The sequence below is a fragment of the Izhakiella capsodis genome (genome assembly GCF_900115045.1).
GTDB classification, from domain to species: Bacteria; Pseudomonadota; Gammaproteobacteria; order Enterobacterales; family Enterobacteriaceae; genus Izhakiella; species Izhakiella capsodis.
Map to the genome: position 1 here is coordinate 25,730 of NZ_FOVC01000015.1, position 17,644 is coordinate 43,373.

At 50.6% G+C, this 17,644-nt stretch carries 12 protein-coding genes and 2 pseudogenes; 9 read left to right on the plus strand and 5 right to left on the minus strand.

The window, feature by feature from the left end; all coding sequences use genetic code 11:
* Positions 1 to 42: 42 nt before the first annotated feature.
* The 3 genes from BM191_RS15420 to BM191_RS15430 all read right to left on the minus strand — a co-directional run bounded on the left by BM191_RS15420 (position 43) and on the right by BM191_RS15430 (position 1,668).
* A complete protein-coding gene (locus BM191_RS15420) occupies positions 43 to 513 on the minus strand; it encodes a lysis system i-spanin subunit Rz (protein WP_092879807.1) in 471 nt (156 codons plus the stop codon).
* Positions 510 to 998 carry a lysozyme gene (locus BM191_RS15425; protein WP_092879810.1) on the minus strand — a complete coding sequence of 163 codons (489 nt, stop codon included), beginning with the start codon at positions 996 to 998 and terminating at the stop codon, positions 510 to 512. Before BM191_RS15425 ends, BM191_RS15420 begins: the two co-directional genes overlap by 4 nt.
* Positions 999 to 1,479: 481 nt before the next feature.
* The gene (locus tag BM191_RS15430) at positions 1,480 to 1,668 is read right to left on the minus strand and encodes a hypothetical protein (RefSeq protein WP_092879813.1); all 189 of its coding nucleotides are present in this window, start codon (positions 1,666 to 1,668) and stop codon (positions 1,480 to 1,482) included.
* Positions 1,669 to 1,879: 211 nt separating this feature from the next.
* Between BM191_RS15430 and BM191_RS15435 the strand changes: the two are divergent.
* A pseudogene (locus tag BM191_RS15435) lies at positions 1,880 to 2,956 on the plus strand (IS3 family transposase).
* A gap of 313 nt (positions 2,957 to 3,269) precedes the next feature.
* Positions 3,270 to 3,398 (plus strand): annotated as a pseudogene (gene traF, locus BM191_RS16640) (conjugal transfer protein TraF); the annotation flags it as partial.
* A 5-nt stretch (positions 3,399 to 3,403) separates the two neighbouring features.
* Here traF and BM191_RS15440 read toward each other — a convergent pair.
* Together BM191_RS15440 and BM191_RS15445 are read right to left on the minus strand one after the other, a co-directional pair.
* Entirely contained in the window at positions 3,404 to 3,685 is a 282-nt protein-coding gene (locus BM191_RS15440) for a type II toxin-antitoxin system RelE family toxin (RefSeq protein WP_092879816.1), read from the minus strand.
* On the minus strand, positions 3,675 to 3,926 hold the full coding sequence (locus BM191_RS15445) for a type II toxin-antitoxin system Phd/YefM family antitoxin (RefSeq protein WP_092879819.1): 252 nt from the start codon (positions 3,924 to 3,926) through the stop codon (positions 3,675 to 3,677). The genes BM191_RS15440 and BM191_RS15445 overlap by 11 nt, the downstream gene beginning before the upstream one ends.
* Positions 3,927 to 4,198: 272 nt before the next feature.
* Here BM191_RS15445 and trbB point away from each other — a divergent pair, with 272 nt between their 5' ends.
* The 7 genes from trbB (at position 4,199) to traI (ending at position 17,641) form a co-directional block, all read left to right on the plus strand.
* Positions 4,199 to 4,735, plus strand: a complete 537-nt coding sequence (gene trbB / locus BM191_RS15450) for a type-F conjugative transfer system pilin assembly thiol-disulfide isomerase TrbB (RefSeq protein ID WP_092879822.1) — start codon at positions 4,199 to 4,201, stop codon at positions 4,733 to 4,735.
* Positions 4,732 to 6,096, plus strand: a complete 1,365-nt coding sequence (gene traH, locus BM191_RS15455; protein WP_092879826.1) for a conjugal transfer pilus assembly protein TraH — start codon at positions 4,732 to 4,734, stop codon at positions 6,094 to 6,096. Before trbB ends, traH begins: the two co-directional genes overlap by 4 nt.
* A gap of 2 nt (positions 6,097 to 6,098) precedes the next feature.
* Complete coding sequence (traG, locus tag BM191_RS15460) at positions 6,099 to 8,909, plus strand: conjugal transfer mating-pair stabilization protein TraG (RefSeq protein ID WP_092879829.1); 2,811 nt, start codon at positions 6,099 to 6,101, stop codon at positions 8,907 to 8,909.
* Entirely contained in the window at positions 8,902 to 9,705 is an 804-nt protein-coding gene (locus tag BM191_RS15465) for a hypothetical protein (RefSeq protein ID WP_092879833.1), read from the plus strand. The genes traG and BM191_RS15465 overlap by 8 nt, the downstream gene beginning before the upstream one ends.
* A 99-nt stretch (positions 9,706 to 9,804) precedes the next feature.
* A complete protein-coding gene (locus BM191_RS15470; protein WP_092879836.1) occupies positions 9,805 to 10,272 on the plus strand; it encodes a lytic transglycosylase domain-containing protein in 468 nt (155 codons plus the stop codon).
* 23 nt (positions 10,273 to 10,295) lie between these two features.
* Entirely contained in the window at positions 10,296 to 12,434 is a 2,139-nt protein-coding gene (gene traD / locus BM191_RS15475; protein ID WP_092879839.1) for a type IV conjugative transfer system coupling protein TraD, read from the plus strand.
* The gene (traI, locus tag BM191_RS15480) at positions 12,434 to 17,641 is read left to right on the plus strand and encodes a conjugative transfer relaxase/helicase TraI (protein ID WP_092879842.1); all 5,208 of its coding nucleotides are present in this window, start codon (positions 12,434 to 12,436) and stop codon (positions 17,639 to 17,641) included. Before traD ends, traI begins: the two co-directional genes overlap by 1 nt.
* The last annotated feature ends 3 nt before the right edge of the window (positions 17,642 to 17,644 follow it).

The following is a 17,644-nucleotide window of genomic DNA, read 5'->3' on the forward strand; positions in this document are numbered from 1 at the left end:
TATCCAAGTTACGAAAAATAATGCAAGTAAGTATTAAGTTAACTAATTCTGATATTGCTCAGATATATACTTCTGTAAAAAACTTAGTTTTGCGTTATCCCTGATGATGGCAGCTCGTAGATCGAGAACATTTTGTCCAGCATTTTTACTGAGTTGGATGGTGGAATCATAGTCCATGCTGGAGGTGGTATGATTATGGGCTTGGGACATACCGGCGCATTTTCCTCTGATGTACATCCTGCGAGAGCCAGAGATAAGCTGACGCCGAAGTAAATTATTATTTTTTTCGGCCACATATAAAGCCTTAGTTTTAGATTCATCCAAAATCATTAATTGCTGTTGACGTTCATGTTCCTTAGCAAACGTAATCCTTTCTAAATTATACAATTTGGCTTTGTACGAGAGCATTGACTTATATTCATAATAAACACTCCTGTAATAAAACAAGGCTAACATTAAAGATAGAAATACAAAAGTAATGCTGAAATAAAAGATATTTATGTAAGGCTTCATTTTACCCCCATTAAACACACTTCTCTTTCAATTCTTCTTCGATCAATGAGACCTTGCAGTACCTTGCCATCGGAATACACCCATCTGCTAAGCTCATTACAAGCAGCCCTTTCTCTTCCTTGATTAAGTCTTATCAAAAGCGTGGATTTATCGAAATTATCAATACCTACATTATATACAAAAGAATATAGTGCTCCTCGAGTAGTAATAGGAATTTTTAACTTTATTTTGGCGCCTACCTGTTTTGCTACATTTCTAATATCTCTATGAAGAATATATTTACATTCATTCTTTGTATATGTTCTATTCATTATGACATCACCGCCTGTATGCCCGTAGCAAACAGTATCTACACCAGAAACATCCAGATAAGGGTGATATCTTACCCCCTCCAGTCCATCACTACCTGAGATAAGAACTGAAGCAATGGCCATAGCACCACCCTTTACCGCAGCTAAAACTGCTTTCGTCAAAGCAATATTCATTTTGAATCTCACTCATAGGCGATGTACAACTAGTCTTATAGAGTATTTTTAAATCAAAGTCATGACCTAATTAACATAGGGAACTCGTTCTTTTCACAAAATATAATAGCTATAAAAAAGTTTCAAAATACTATTTTTAATTATTTATAGCATTCATCTTTCCTTTTAAATTCTGGATTGACTCAACAAAACTAATTAATAAAATTAACACTCCATATTAATAATATGGATGGCGATGTGTTAATGTTAATTAATCTAAGGCTTAAGCTACATTATGTTTTATCATTTTCATAGACGTTTAAATCTATTATTAAATGAGTAATTGATCGTTAGGACAGATCAATTAAAAAAATAAACAAAACCACAACAAAAGAAATATTTATCAAGAGAATCATCTTAGCGTTATTGTTTGTTTATTATTGCATCTTATCTACATAGTCCAACAATCAAACATTGCACTTTTATTTAAATTCCTTAGGTTCTAGTTTCCTGCCAAAAATAGTAGCTTCTTCGTGTGCGCCACTTCCAACGCCGCTACATCATCCGGCGACAGCGTGTCGTCGAGAGAAAGGAAATCGTCAGCCAGCCAGAATGTTCCACAACAAAGTGTATTTTCCGGGAAACGGGCAAGCCGTGCGATGAAGGCTTTTACGGTCATATGTTTCTGCATCAGTTTTCCGGACAGTCTCCCGCCCGCCTCTCACTGTTAAGCACATGCAGGAGGCATCCCGTTGATGCCGTTCCCTGCTGCACGCTGCCTGTAGGCCGCAACGGATAACGGGTGATGATTCCAATTTACTGATAGTGTTTGAAGTGATTTACTGAATTTGGCCACCTGAGTTGAGGTGATATGCTCACCTCAGAATTTTACAGGTGAACCAATGAGCAAAGTATTTACTGCTGAATTTAAACTTAAAGCGGCAAAGCTGGTCCTTGACCAGAACTACACTCACGGCTAAGCGGCTAAGGCTATGAACGTCAGTCTGTCAGCCGTCAACCGTTGAGTTAAATCGCTGCGTATGGAACGTCAGCGGAAAACGCCCCCGGGATTGCCGCTGACATCAGAACAGCTCGAAGTCAGGGAAATGAGAAAACGAATACAATGCCTTGAAATGGATAATGAAATCCTAAAAAAGGCTACCGCGCTCTTGATGTCGGACTCCCTGAACAGTTCACGCTAATTGACAGTCTGAAGGCGCAGTACTCGGGAGCACCGTTGTGTCCGCTGTTCGGTGTTCACCGGAGCAATTATCGCTACACACGTAAAAACAGCAGTGAGTCCGATGCTGACCGTGCCGTCAAACGCAGTCTTGTCAGTGAAGTCGGGAACGCCAGTGGAGGTTCTGCCGGGGCCAGAAGTATCGCCATTATGGTAACCAGCAAGGTCGTCAGACTCGGGCGATGGCTGGCCGGGCGACTGATGAAAGAACTCAGTATCACCAGTTGTCAGGTGCCGGCACATAAATACAAACGTGGAGGCAATGAGCATGCTGAAATCCCGAATCTTCTTGCCCGGCAGTTCGCTGTCACGGAGCCAGACCAGGTCTGGTGCGGTGATGTGACCTATATCTGGACAGGCAAACGGTGGGCTTATCTGGCGGTGGTACTTGATCTGTTTGCCCGCAAACCAGTGGGCTGGGCGATGTCGTACTCACCGGACTCAGACCTCACCATTAAAGCGCTTCAGATGGCGTGGCGCTACCGGATGACGCAGAGTATGAGTCGCCGGGGAAACTGCTGGGATAACAGCCCGATGGAGGGGTTCTTCCGTAGCCTGAAAAGTGAATGGGTATCGGCGACGGGCTATGAAAGCTTCGGGGAAGCGCAGTCGGCCATAATCCGGCATATCACGGGATACTACAGTGCGTCGGCCCCACGGGTATAACGGCGGCTTAATGCCAAATGAATCAGAGCGGCTGTTCCATGAACAGTCAGGTCGTGTGGCCAAAATTAGTTGACCACTACAAAAACAGAGCTTAAGGGTGCCCTCACGCCAGCGTAACAAAGAATACGCTGGCGTGAGGGCAGGAAAGTAAAAGGAGCGGTTATGCCTGCGGTATAGCTGCTCTTTTTTGTGGCCTCACGCTTTTTAATACCCGGCTGTGAATCTCTTCTGAAGAAATGTGGGCGACTTCCCTGACGGGAACCGGGCTGTCGTAAACGGAGCCGGTAAACCTTCTCCGCCCTGCCGGGCTTCCATCCCACTGTCGCAACGTCAACACCGGCTCGCAGTGACCGTTCCGGTCACGCCGCTTTCACCATGTTACGCATTATCCGGCGCTTTTCCTGGTGAATCCCCGCACGGAGGCTTACCAGCCGCTGGCGTATGGCTTCCATTCTCAGGAAGACCTGGCCTCGCAATTCCTTCTTGTTGCGACCGATTTTGCACCGGGTTTTTAACCCAATTAGCGCATGTCGGCCTGATGATATACCTCGCTGTCGTTTCGCTTGCCTACGGCGACAACCAGCAGAAGGATTTGATCGTCGATAACCTCATAAACCAGCCTGTAGCCGGATGAGCGCAGTTTAATTTTATACCGGTTAGTTCTGCCGCTCAGCCTGGCCGATGGGATATGCGGGTCATGCACCCGTTCGGCAAGTTTTTTTTTAAACTGCTCACGAATGGTATGGCCCAGCTTTTCCCACTCTTTCAGCGCACGTCTGTCGAAAGCAAGTTTATAAGTCATCGAGATTTACGCTCACGATATCCGGATCTTTCATGCGTTCGTCTGCAACAGCGTTAAGTTGCGCGTCCTCGGCAAGGTCGCGGTAGTAAGCATAAAGCTCAGGGGGGACACAATAAAATGCTGGTTCATTGCGATTAAGTATAGCGACGGCATTACCTTCACCCTCCGCGACGGTTCCCATTGGATTGCGCTTCAGAGCGGTGATGCTGGCGGCAATATTCGTCAGGATTTGATAAGTCATAGTTAGCTCCTGTTGCGTGATTTGATTTAAGGATAGATCTTAAATGGTGCTTTTAAAAGTCTTTTAATGGTGCGATAAACCCTACTGCCGCGCTTCGCTTGCCATCCGACCCGTTGAGCCAGAATAAATTCTAACCCCCCCGGCCCGGAGCCGAAAAAAAACTCAGTCATCAGACAGGTGCCTTATAGCTGCACCGGCGCTGCCGTGTTCTGCCCGGAGGATAACGCCGTCACGACAGCCTGATTTAACGACTCTTTAATACAGGTGAATTTATGCGATGTATTCCTGCACTTCCCTTCCTTCTGTTGGCGTTCACGGCCAGCGCGTCCGTCAACGCCACCACCTGGGATGATATTGCCAGACTCGAAGCTCATAAACACACGCAGCAGAGCACCGGTGTATCGATTGCCACACAACCCGCCGAGGTATTACACCGGCTCAGCGACGGGCGGCAGGTGAATCTTCGGGACTGGAAAATCGTCCTCTTTATGTCGTCGTCCTGCCCGCACTGCCATGCTTTCGATCCCGTACTGAAAGCGATTGCTAAGGAGACCGGCTTTTCAGTTTTCCCTTACACCCTCGATGGCCGGGGCGATGCGTCATGGCCGCAGGCCGTTCCGGCCCCGCCGATGGTGATCACTGAATTCTTTGCGCAGGGCCTGCCTATTGCCACGCCTACGCTGTTTCTGGTGAACGTGAACAACATGAAAACCTATCCCCTTCAGCAGGGGGAAAGTGAGCGTGAAGCCTTTATAGCGCGGCTTGACGAAGTGCTGCGCTTCGCTATGGATCAGGGAGAAAACCGATGAGCAGCATTCTGAAAAAAAGCGTGCTGGCCGGGGCGCTGTGCTGTTACACGCTGATGGCCGGAGCAAGCCTTAACGATGACATGAACAAATTCTTTGGCAAGCTGGGCTATGAGCAGAATACCACCACGCCGAAAGTCTGGCAGGGGCAGGCGGCAGGTTACGCCACGGGCGGGGCGCTCTATGCGCGCACCTCGGCTAAGGATGTGCAACTGGTGTCGCTCCAGCTACCCAGCCTGAACGCCGGTTGTGGCGGTATTGATATGTTTCTGGGTTCCTTTTCCTTTATCAGCAAAGATGAATTCATTCAGTTTGCCAAATCCATTCTCAGCAATGCGCCGGGTCTGTTTTTCGACCTGGCTCTGAAGACAGTGACACCGCAACTGGCGTCAGCAAAGGATTTTCTTCAGAAACTGGCGTCCGATGTTAACAGTTCCAATATGAGCAGTTGTCAGGCCGCAAGGGCTATCGTTGGTGGGTTATGGCCGGAAACGCAGGAAAATGCCAGCGCGGTTTGTCAGACCATCGGCAGCGATTCCAACTTCTTTTCGGACTGGGCGGCAGCGCGTCAGGGCTGTGGCACCGGGGGGCAGTACAAAAACATGAGTAACAAAGCCGGGGCCGATATGAAAGACCAGGTGCTACGTAACAAAAACCTGATATGGGACTCGCTGGAAAAAAATCAGGTATTCAGCGGAAACAAAGAGCTAAAAGAGTTTGCCATGAGCATTACCGGCACCATTATTTTTGATGATGATGGTAAGCCTCAGCCGCTTACGGCCATGACGACAAATGAAGATCTGATCCATGCGTTACTGCATGGCGGTACGGCCAAAATCTATACCTGTAATGACGCTGAATGTCTGAAAGTAACAATAGGGGAAGTGACGATCAGCGCAGATAACTCTCTTAGTGGTCAGGTCAATAAGATGTTGCAGAGCATTGGCAGCAAAGCCTATGCCGATGAAGCGCTGACGGAAAAGGAAAAAGGCTTTATTACGTCCACTTCTGTTCCGGTATTGCGTTATCTCGTTGATCCTCTCTCTCTGGGCGTATCGGATTCGGTTATCTACCAGCTTTCTGATTACATCAGCTTCGATATTCTCATCCAGTACATGCAGGAAGTGATGCAGCAGGCCCGCGTTATGCTGGCGAGTAAAAGTTATCCCGACAGTGCGCTTAAACCGTTGCAGGAAAGCATGGCAAACGCCAATCAGCAACTGGCAATCATGCAGTCCAGGGTTCAGGTACAGCAGGATGCGCTGATGGTTGTTGAGCGTCAGATGGGTTATATGCGCCAGCAACTGTCCGGACGTTTGCTTGACCGCTATCAGAATAACTATCGCTTTTCCGGGGGACTGTAATTATGCAGGTGATTTATACCATTACGGGCGGTGACTGGCTGGCTGACTCACTGAATGCCGTTGCGGTATTAACCGCCTCGGCCACCTGGGCCACGCTGATTAAATGGGCTTCGATATTCTCCGTCCTGGCCGTTATATGGAGCTGGTTGCAGAAGAAAGATGTGATGACCTTCATTAAGTGGGTGGCGGTGATAGTTATTGTACCGGGGGTGCTTATCGCCAAGAAGCATTCGGTGCAGGTCATTGATATGACTGACCCGACCGCCGTTCACCAGGTTGATAATGTGCCTGGCGGCCTGGCTATTCCGGCATCATTTATCACATCGATAGGGTATGCGCTCACGCAGGCTTATGAGAGTGTTTTTCATCGCCCTGATGCGGTGACCTACAGCAAAACTGGGATGTTGTTTGGCTCCGAACTGGTGAAGGACAGCACGGGTTTTACCTTTGCCGATGGTGAGATTGCGGGACTCTTTTCCGATTATGTGCAGAACTGCGTAATAGGCGATATCTTCCTGAATCATAAGTATTCAATGGAAGACCTGATGAACAGCACCGATCCCTATTCGATGATATTTGAAAAACCCAGCCCGCTCAGAGGGATATTTGACAAAGCGGGGAGTTTTCAGACCTGCCAGCAGGCCGCAGTGACCTTGCAACAGCAGATAGGTACGGATTCTTCCGGGGGTGGTAAGACGTTCTCGTTCTGGGCGCAGAAGCTGTTTGGTTCCAGGGGCAACCGGGAGCAGTTGTTTGCCTCACTTCTGGGTGACAGCTATGGTTACTTTTATAATGCGGGCAGCAGCGCCAGCGGCATTATTAAACAGAATGTTGTTATGAATGGGCTTCGCAAAGGGATCAGCGCTTATGCTGCACGCAATGGCGATACCGCCAGTATGATGAATATCGCGACGGAAACGGCTACTGAGAAGCAAATCATGCAGCAGTCTGTCAGCGCCAATATCGCGATGAAGTACCTGCCAATCATGCAGACCGTTCTTCTGGGGATGATGATCGGGCTTTTCCCGGTAATGATTGTGCTGGCTATTATTAAAACGCTGACCTGGACTGTGCTCAAGGGATATATTTTTACCCTGGCTTACCTTCAGGCATGGCCGCTGCTGTTTGCAGTGTTGAATAACGCCATGACGTTTTACCTTAAAGCCGGTGGCGCTTATGACGTTACGCTGTCCAACCTTTCTCAGATCCAGCAGCAGCATTCAATGATTGCGTCAACGGCGGGCTGGCTTTCGCTCTCTATTCCCTTTATCGCTTATGGCATGGTGAAGGGATTGGGTGGCGTGGTTTCCCAGGCGGGCAGCTATCTCAGCAGCATGACACAGGGGGTTGCCTCTCAGTCGTCCTCTCAGGCCGTAGATGGTACTTATGCGTTTAACAATATGCAGACGGATAACGTGCAGGGCTTTAAATGGGATACGAACAGTACCTTTGCTTCCGGGCGAAGGGATCAACAACTGGCGAACGGCACCATGCAGGGTACGACGGCTGACGGAACGACGATAGTTAACAGTACGACAGGCACATCTAAATTGCCTATGGATTTAAACTTTGGCCGCGCAATGAGTTCTTCTGCGCAACGGCTGGCACGAGAAAGCCAGGTTCAGGCTGAAACATCGTTGCAGGGCTTTAACCATGCCATGAACAGTGCATATAACCAGGCGCAGCAGTTCTCGCAGCAGACTGGTAACAGCAATACCATGAATACCAGCACGGATGATTCGCAAACGGCGCAGGCGACCAAAGGGGTTAGCTCGATGATCTCTGCGGCGAAAGACTATGCCAGACGCCACGGTATCAGTGAACAGCAGGCGTGGGCGGAAATCGAAACTAAATCAAGGGATGCTGAACTTGAGGGGCATGGAGGCTGGTCATTATCAAAATCTGCACTCGGTAAGGCAGCAACGGCAATGGGTTTTGATGCTGGTGTATCCGGAAAAGTGTCAGCCAGATCAGGCAGCCAGAGTTCTGCTGATCAACGTCAGAGCGGAAGTACAGATCATTCCAGTAGTGAAGATGCTAAAAACGTTCGTGATTTCCGTGAAGGAAAACAGATACTTCAGAGTTATCGCGTTTCGCATTCTGCGGTTCGTAACGAGAACAGTTCCGCTTCACAACTTGAGCAGATTGGTACCACACTGAGTGTGGCCGACAGCCAGTACCAGCAATATACCAACAGTATCAGCCGTAGCCATGAGTACAGTAAAGTGGCTTCAATGTCGGAAAGCGAAACGGCACAACAGACAAGCAATCTTTCTCAGGAGTTCGTGGGTTATGTTCAGCAAAAAACGCCGGGGGATGCCAGCCGTATTCTGACTAATACGGCTGATGAAAATGTGCGTCACGAACGTGAAGCCCTGGCGGATAGCTTTGTGGAAGAAAAACTGCGGTCACGGATTGAGGGTGATTTCAACAGCAATAGCGCCTCGTTAGCGAATGGTATGCAGAACGTTGAGCCATCAAATGGAGATACCGCCAGTACGATTAATTCAGGCCAGCAAGAGATCGAACGCAGGGCGCAATCAGCAGGCATTAAAGGAAACATAACACAGGGCGTTGATGATTCGCTGACAACAAATCAGGGAGTTATTAAACAGACCAGCGCAAATATTGAGCAGGGTCACAGTGATGTTCAGCGAGAAAGCGATAAACTCAGAAGGGAGAATGATGAGTCAAAAGGTCAATTTGCTGATAATTATGCTCAAGCCGCAGGTCATCAGAATGATCAGAGCACTCCAAATCCGGGAGATCTTAGCAATGCAGTGGAGAGATTGAAGGAGAATAAAAATGAATAAGATAAGACTATTACCACTTTTAACTAGCTCAGCCACGTTTCTTATGATAAGTGTGTTTTTTTATTCTCCTTATAATATTGTCTATTATATGATTTTGCTAGGAGTAGCTATTCTCTCTTTTATAAGTTATCTGTTTTTGAGGAACTTATTGTCAAAGCATGTAATTGCTTACCTTCTAATTATAGTTTTTGCGTTTTTGGTGTTTATATATTGGTTTGGTGGAGATTTCAAACAAGACAGGAATTTTATCTTTCTCTTGGCTTTGCAAATTATAGGTTGCGTGGCTAACTCAATAGTTTTTTTCTATTACGGGAAAGATCAAGCTGAAGAAATGAAGTTAAAAGGCTATCCAAACTCAGTTATTGAGAAAGTTTATAAAAATATTCTTTTTCGGGAAGTTGAAAGACGCATCAAAGATAAGGTTCATCCAAATGCTTTATCTAAGGTTGCGGGAGGCATTGCTACCGGAGTTCTCACTGAAACCTTATCATCGGGTCGAGCAGACTTATTCTCTGATAACCTGATCCCTGCTGCAATGAGCATTGCTGATAGTCATTTGATTAACTTTGAATCAGGAAACTATTCTGTAACTGGTTCTCACGCCAATGACTTCAACCCGGCAACAGGTCTGGCTATGACCAGTGATTACTTTGATGCTGGAGGGGATACTTATGGTAGCTCCTTAAATCATGACAGTCTCTTTTCGAATGATAATCATATTTCTGGCGGATTCGATAACCATTCAATAGATCATGGCAGTTCTTTCAGTAGCGGATTCGACGACAGCCGATACTGAAATGCCAATGCTCCACTGACCACACTGAATCAACATTTGCCATTAAGACCCCGATAAGCGCCGTTTTCCTGACTGCGCTTTTTCCTGTGGAATAAATCTATGCAACTCATTAACTCACTGATACTGGTGGCCGTCTGCCTGTGCTCAATGAATGCCAGCGCGTTCTGTTTCGTGCAGGCAGGAGAACGCTACCACCTTGACCCGATGCTGCTTAAAGCGATTGCCATGCAGGAAAGCAGTCTCAATCCGCGAGTCACCAATGATAACGGCCCGCGACTCGGTAAAGACTATGGCCTGATGCAGATAAACAGCAGGCACATTCCTGAACTGGTCAGAATGGGGGTTATCCGCTCCCCGCAGGATTTGCTGAACGATCCGTGTCTGAATGTGCAGATTGGCGCGTGGATACTCACGAAGCATTTACGGACATGTGGTGTTAACTGGCACTGTCTGGGTTCATACAACGCCGGATTCTCCAAAAAAACTGCCGGTAAGCGGGAACAGTACGCCAACCTTATTTATAAACGCTACGTTCGCATTAATCGCTCGCAAAATATAACAGGTTAATTCTCTCGCCGGAGTAAAAAAAGATGAGTCTTAAAGGCCGTGATATTACGCAGGGCGGTCAGGTTACGTTTATGCGTTTCCGGATGTTCCTGCAAGTTAATAATATATTATTTTATTATGTATTTCTGGGCTGGCTGGGGCTTTTGAGTTTTATTGTTTATATACGCCTCAATACGCAAACTTTTCTTAATGGTCTGGTCTACTGGTGGAGTCATACATTAATACCGTTTGGTTCAATTATAAGAAAGCCACCCGTTTACCCCGTGAGGTATTACGGGAATACCCTTTATTATACTTACGATAAAATCCTCACCGATAAGTACACCGCCTGGTGTGGCATCACACTGCGGAATGAACTCATTCTTTCCGGACTTTTTGCGTCGATAATTACGTTTATCGTGGTTATCGGTATTTTCTGGTATATCGGGCGGGTTGGTAAAAAGGCCAGTGATGATGAAATCACTGGTGGCCGTATCCTGGAAGATAACCCCAAAGTTGTTGCCCGCCTTATGCGCAGGCGGGGAACAGCTTCACATATCGTGATTGATGGCCTGCCAATCGTTAAAGACTCAGAAATACAGAACTTCGCCATGCACGGTACGGTGGGGACGGGTAAATCCACGCTGATGCGTAAGAAATTGCTGCGGCTACGTGAAGCCGGTGTCCCCGTCATTATTTATGACAAAGGGAATACCTTTGTAGAGGAATTTTATGATGAATCCATCGATGTCATGCTCAATCCGATGGACAGGCGTTGTGCTAACTGGGATCTATGGTCGGAATGTCAGACGTTACCCGACCTGGAAGCTGTCACTGAAACGCTTATCCCGATGGGAAACAGCGCCGATCCATTCTGGCAGGGGTCAGCCAGGACTATTTTTGCCGAAGGTGCCGAGCAGATGCGCGGCGATAAAAAGCGAACGTATAACAGCTTCCTGCGCACTCTGCTGGCGATAAAACTTGATAAACTGCGTGATTTTCTGGCCGGAACGCCTGCTTCCACGCTGGTTGATGGCAGCATTGAGAAAACTGCCATCTCGATTAGAAGTGTTCTCACCAACTACGTGAAGTCGCTGCGTTATTTGCAGGGTATTGACCGCGAAGGTAAAAAGCCGTTCACAATCCGCGAATGGATGCAGGGCAACAGCGATAAAAAGCGCAGTGGCTGGCTGTTCATCACATCAAACCAGCGTCACCATGAATCTCTGAAGCCGCTGATCTCTATGTGGCTGGGGATTGCGTCCGGCAATCTGTTATCACTGCATGAGAACCGCTACCGGCGCGTCTGGTTTTTTTATGACGAACTGCCCTCACTGCATAAGTTACCTAATCTGCCTTACATCATTGCTGAGGCCCGCAAATATGGCGGCTGCTTTGTGCTGGGTTTCCAGTCCTATGCGCAGCTTGAAGAAACTTATGGCCCCAAATTTGCCGCTGCGATCTATGACCTGCTGAATACCAAATTTTTCTTCCGATCACCCAGCGCGGCCATTGCGAAATTCGTTGAAGAAGATATCGGCCAGACCGTCCGTAAGCGTTTCTCTGAACAGACAAGCTTTGGTACTGATGAAGTACGCGACGGTATCAGCTACGGCAAAGACGAAGAACGGGTATCGATAGTCAGCTATTCAGACGTTCAGGGTCTGGAAGACCTTCAGTGCTTCGTCACGCTGCCCGGAAAATATCCCGTTGTTCGCCTCACCCTGAAATATCAGCCACTGCCGAAAGTCGCAGAGGGCATTCTGGAGCGCGACGTGAAAACGTCTCTCGACCCTGAAATTGAGCATGAAATCAGTCAGCAGGAAAGCAGTGAACGCCTGGCAGCAAGAAAGCTGTTTATCGCTTCCGACACGCAGGGGAAAACCGATGCGGCACCGGCGGGCAATTCCGTAAGCGTGCCGACTGCACCGGCTGTCACCGGGCCAGATTCATCTTCAACCGGCCCGACTGGTGAAAAGCCAGACGTGACGGATAAACCTGCCCGTGGCGGCGGCCGTGAGAACGAAATACCTCATGGCGTCAGTACGGAGGGCGAGGTCGTCGATATGGAAGCGTATGAAGCCTGGCGGCAGGAGATGCAGCACGGCACACGTGACGAGGTGCGCCGTGAAGAGGTGAATATTAACCACCACCCGTCACATGAAATTGATATGGAGTTGTGATGCTTTCAGTTGAACCTATTCATGGCGACGCCAAGTATTACGGCGGTGAAGCCAACTTTGAGACGCTGGAAAATGCCGATGGTCACTGGCTGGGGAAAGGGGCCGCCATGCTGGGGCTGGAGGGTAAAGTTGTTCCGGAAGTCTTTGATGAAATGCTCAGGGGGCATCTGCCGGATGGCACGGTGATTTCCCGCCAGATAGCGGGTAATGAAACAAACCGACCGGGCATGGATCTGACCTTTGGTGCGCCAAAAAGTCTTTCCATCCTTGCCCTGCTGGGCGGGGATACCCGGCTGATTGATGCGCATAATGAGGCGGTCAGGCTGGCGATGCTGGAAGTGGAGAAAAGCGTCAATACCCGCCTTACCCGTGACGGTGTCACCACTACGGTAACGACCGGCAACATGGTTGCCGCACTCTATACGCATGATACGAACCGTGAAGGTGAGATGCACCTCCACTCGCACGGTCTGCTGTTCAATGTCACCCGCGCTGATGATGATAAGTGGCACGCGCTGGGGAGTGATACCCGACAGCGCAGCGGTATTCGTGAACAGGTTTACGATATGAAACTCGCTTACGGGCAATTTTACCGCGAGTATTTGCGTCCGATGGTGGAAGACTGTGGTTACACGCCGGTCAGAAGCGGGCCGCATGGCATGTATGAATTTGCTGAAGTTCCACCGGATGTGATCCGTGCATTTTCTCAGCGAACCGCGCAGATTGATGATGCCGTGGGGCGGGATGCCAGCCCGCTTTCCCGCTCAGTTGCGGCGCTGGATACCCGTAAAAACAAGGAGTTCGTCGAGGGGGAAGCGAGGCGTGAGCAGTGGGATAAGGTGCTGTCGGACTACGACTTTAATCCGGATAAGACGATCCAGGCTGCCCGTGAGCGCAGCCGGTCGCAGGCAGCAGAACGCAGTCCGGCCAGCGTGACACTCACGGCTGAACCTGCACTGAAAGAGGCCATCACGCAGGCGCTGTCGTCTCTCAGTGATAAAAAAGCGCAGTTTGCATACAGTGAAGTGCTGACCGCCGTTGTGTCACTGCTGCCAGCGGGAAAGGATATGGTGCAGCGGGCAAGAGCAGGCATCGATACCGCTATTGAACAGGGCCGTCTTATTGCCCTCGATAAGGATAAGGGCATTTTCACGTCTGATATCCATGTGCTCGATGAACTGACGGTTCGCCAGTTTGCGCGGGAGCATATGGATTCCGGCCGCGCCATTGTCACCGGCGAAGCCCTGCTGAACGGGACGCTTGCCGCCGCTACCGGGGTGTATGCTGAACTGGCTGAAACCCGCGATCCACTTGCGATTGTCTATGGCCGTGGTGGCGCTGCGGTACAGCGCGAACGAACAGAACGGCTTGCCGCACTGGCTGGATCTCAGGGGCGTCAGGTTATGGTGCTGGCCGCAGATCGCAAAAATGAAGCTTTTCTGGGTGACAGTGAGACGTTGTCCGGGCTGATTGCCGGACGTGTCGCACTCAAAGCCGATCTTCCGCTGAATGCTCATACCACAGTGATTGTCGCGGAGGCCGAAACGCTGGGGCTGAAGGACAGCGTATTCCTGATGGAAAAAGCGCGGGAAAGCGGTGCGCAGATCCTGCTGATGGACAGCGGTAAACGACAGGGGACAGGCAGCGTCCTTTCGGTTCTACAGGAGGAAGGTGCAGCCCACTATCGTTTCAATGACGCGCCGGTGCCGGTGGCACAGCTTACGTCTGAAGCGGATAAAAAAGTCCGCTACAGCCATCTTGCCGCAGAGTATGCCCGTGATGTTATCGGCGGGAACAGTGTCATTGCACAGGTTGCCGGTGAGCGTGAGCAACAGGTACTGACGGGGTATATTCGTGATGCGCTACGTGAGCAGGGGCGTATCGCTGGCGATGATATCCGGATTGAAACATTGTCTCCGGTCTGGCTCGACAGTAAGAACCGCAAAAGCCGCGACACATACCGTGAAGGTATGGTGATGGAGCGCTGGAATGCTGACGAAAAGAACATGGAGCGCTGGCGTATTGATCGTGTTGGCGCTGAAACCAGTGTGCTTCGCCTGGTAAATGAGGCTGGTGAACAGCAGCATCAGAAAATCAGCCAGATTGACGCCTCATGGAGCCTTTTCAAATCCCGGACGCTGGAGGTGTCCCCCGGCGATCAGCTGCGGGTTATGGGGAGGGAAGCGAAAGGTAAGCTGAAGGCGCAGGATGTGGTCAGCGTAGCCAGCGCCGGGGATGGCGTTGTTGCGCTGGAGAAAAACGGAAAGGTCATCCGGGCAGATATCACTCAGCCCCTGAAGGTTGAACATAACTATGTTGAATCCCTGGGGAAATCAATAGCGCCTGAAGGAAAGGTGCTGGCCGCACTCAGCGGGCGTGAGATGCGCGATGATGTGTTTAATACCCTGACGCGCAGCGGCAGTGATATCCGGATATTTACCGCAATGGATGCCGGACGGGGCGAGGCAAAACTTGCCCGCAGTCCTGCTGTGCGGGTGATAAGTGCTCAGGTGGAAGCGGCCACCGGCACAAAAGGGGTTGATGCCGCCCTTGATGCCGCAAGAGAACTGCCACGAACCCAGGCGGCTCAGGCCGTGTATCTGGCCCTCAGTCAGGTACAGCATGAGAAAACTGCGTTCCTGGCCCCGGAACTGCTCAGTGCCGCGCTCAGTATTAATTCAGCGGTTGGCATTCCGGCTATCCAGTCTGAAATTAACCGGCAGGTAAAGGACGGTGAGCTTATCCGGCTCGAAGCCGGGCTGATGCTGCCAAAATCCACGTTTGAAACGGAAAAGGCCATTCTGCGCCATATCGCGGAAGGGAAAGGCAGCGTCACGCCGCTGATGGCGTCGGTGCCTGAACAGTATCTTACGGGACTGACGGCAGGGCAGCAGGCCGCCACGCGCATGGTTCTGGAAAGCGCCGACCGCTTTACAGCGGTGCAGGGCTATGCCGGTGTGGGTAAAACAACACAGTTTAAAGCCATGCTGGCCGCTATGGAGACGTTGCCGGAAGACCTGCGACCGGAGGTGGTGGGGCTGGCACCCACGCACCGTGCCGTTGAAGAAATGAAAAGCGTGGGCGTCCGGGCGCAGACGCTGGAATCCTTTATCTGGGATGACAGACAGGCCCGGATGAACGGTGAGAAGCCGGACTACGGTAATACGCTGTTCCTGATTGATGAGGCGTCAATGATTGGCAACCGGGCGATGAGTGATGCTTACCAGGCCATTGCCACCGGCAGCGGGCGGGCCATTACCAGCGGCGATGATGCGCAGTTGCGGGCCATCGAGCCGGGACAGCCGTTCCGGCTGATGCAGCAGCGCAGCGCTATAGATACCGCCATTATGAAGGAGATTGTGCGCCAGACGCCGGAACTTCGGGAGGTGGTGTATGCCATGATTGAAGATCAACATGCGCTCGCACTGGAGAAGGCTGAAGGCGTATCGCCGGATGTGGTGCCGAGGGAAGCCGGGGCATTTATTCCGGCATCATCCGTTGAGCAGGTCAGCCCGGATAAAGAACAGGCCCAGGCGTTACGTGATGCCGGGATGCCCGCCAGCGTGACGGAAGCGATAGCGGCTGACTTTGCGGGACGTGCAGCCGAAGCCCGCGACAATACGCTGACGGTGGCGCATCTCAATACGGACAGGCAGGAAATAAACCGCCTGATACATGACAATCTGTACAGGGCAGGCATAACGAAAAACGAACAGGAGATAACTGTCCTCGACCCGGTTCGCGTCCGTCACAATGAGCTTCGGAGCCTGACGGGATGGGCGGATCTGACGGGAAAAGTTGCCCTGATTAACCGGGAATACTGGACGGTCGGCAGCACTGAACGTGAAAGCGGGCTGGTGACGCTTACCGGGCATGACGGGCGGGAGAAAATCCTGTCACCGTTCGAGAACAGCACCGAGGATGCACAGGTTTATCAGCCCAGGGTTATCAGCGTCAGTGAGGGCGACAGAATGCGGTTTACCCGGTCTGATGCCGAGCGCGGTTATACCGGAAACAGCTTCTGGAACGTGGAACAGATCGACGGACAAAGCATGACCCTTCGCAGCCAGGATGGTCAGCTTACCCGTCGTCTTGACCTCAATGATCCGGCAGATATGCATACCGATCTGGGATATGCCGTCACAGCTTATGGCGCACAGGGGGCCAGTTCCCGGTTTGTCATTACGCTTGAAGGGACTGAAGGAGGGCGAAAACGCATGGCAACAAAGGAAAGTGGTTACGTTACTTTGTCCCGTACAAAAGAGCATGTACAGGTTTACACCGATGACAGAGCAGGATGGCTGGCTGAACTCAGTAAAAACAAGGGGGATCGTACCGCCCATGATTATCTGATGGCGGGTGAAGATCGGGCGGGCAGAACAGCCAAGGGCATTTTATCCTGGGCTTCTCCCCTTGCCGATGTTGCCGCAGGCCGGGCGTTGCTGAAAAATTACGGGCTGGCTGAAGGTGAATCTCAGGGCCTGTTTGTGCCGGGCGTCAGGCGGCATCCGGAGCCGGGGCTGGCATTCGCGTTGTGGGACAGTAACGGCAACCGCTCAGGCGTGGTGATCCTGACGATAAACTCAGATGAGCGTAACGGCGTGTCCTTACCCGGTGATTTTCGGGTCATTGGTAGCAGTGATGCGAGGTTTGCGGGGATACAGCAGAGCCGGAACGGGGAAAACCGCATCGCGGAGAGCTTGCCGGAAGGGTTGCAGCTTGCGCAAGAGTATCCCGACAGCGGCGTGATCGTCAGGATGGAGGGCGACGGTTTACCGCTCAATATCAGCCGTATCACCGGCGCTGATCAGGTAGTCGATGACAATCTGACCGCGCAGTTGGCCCGCAATGTGACAGGGAAACCGGAAGACCCCCTTCCCTTCATTCCTGAGCCGAAGGAGAACGCTGAACAGGAGGCAGAACGACTTGCCCGTGAAGCCCTGGAAAAACAGGGTAAAGGTGAGAAGGATATTCGTCCGGAAGATGTACTCGCCGCCATCAGCGAGCCGGAGGATGATATTCATACCGGGCTGCTGGCCGGTAAGCTGAAAGAGGATGAATATCCGCTTACCGGGCGGGATATTGCGGCAGCACTGGGCGATAAATCGCCGGAGAAAGAGCCGGAAGCAGAGAGTCAGCCCGATCAGTCACTTCATCTGAAGCAGATCGAGCGGGACATCGTGAAAGAAAAATCTTTCGAGGACTGACGC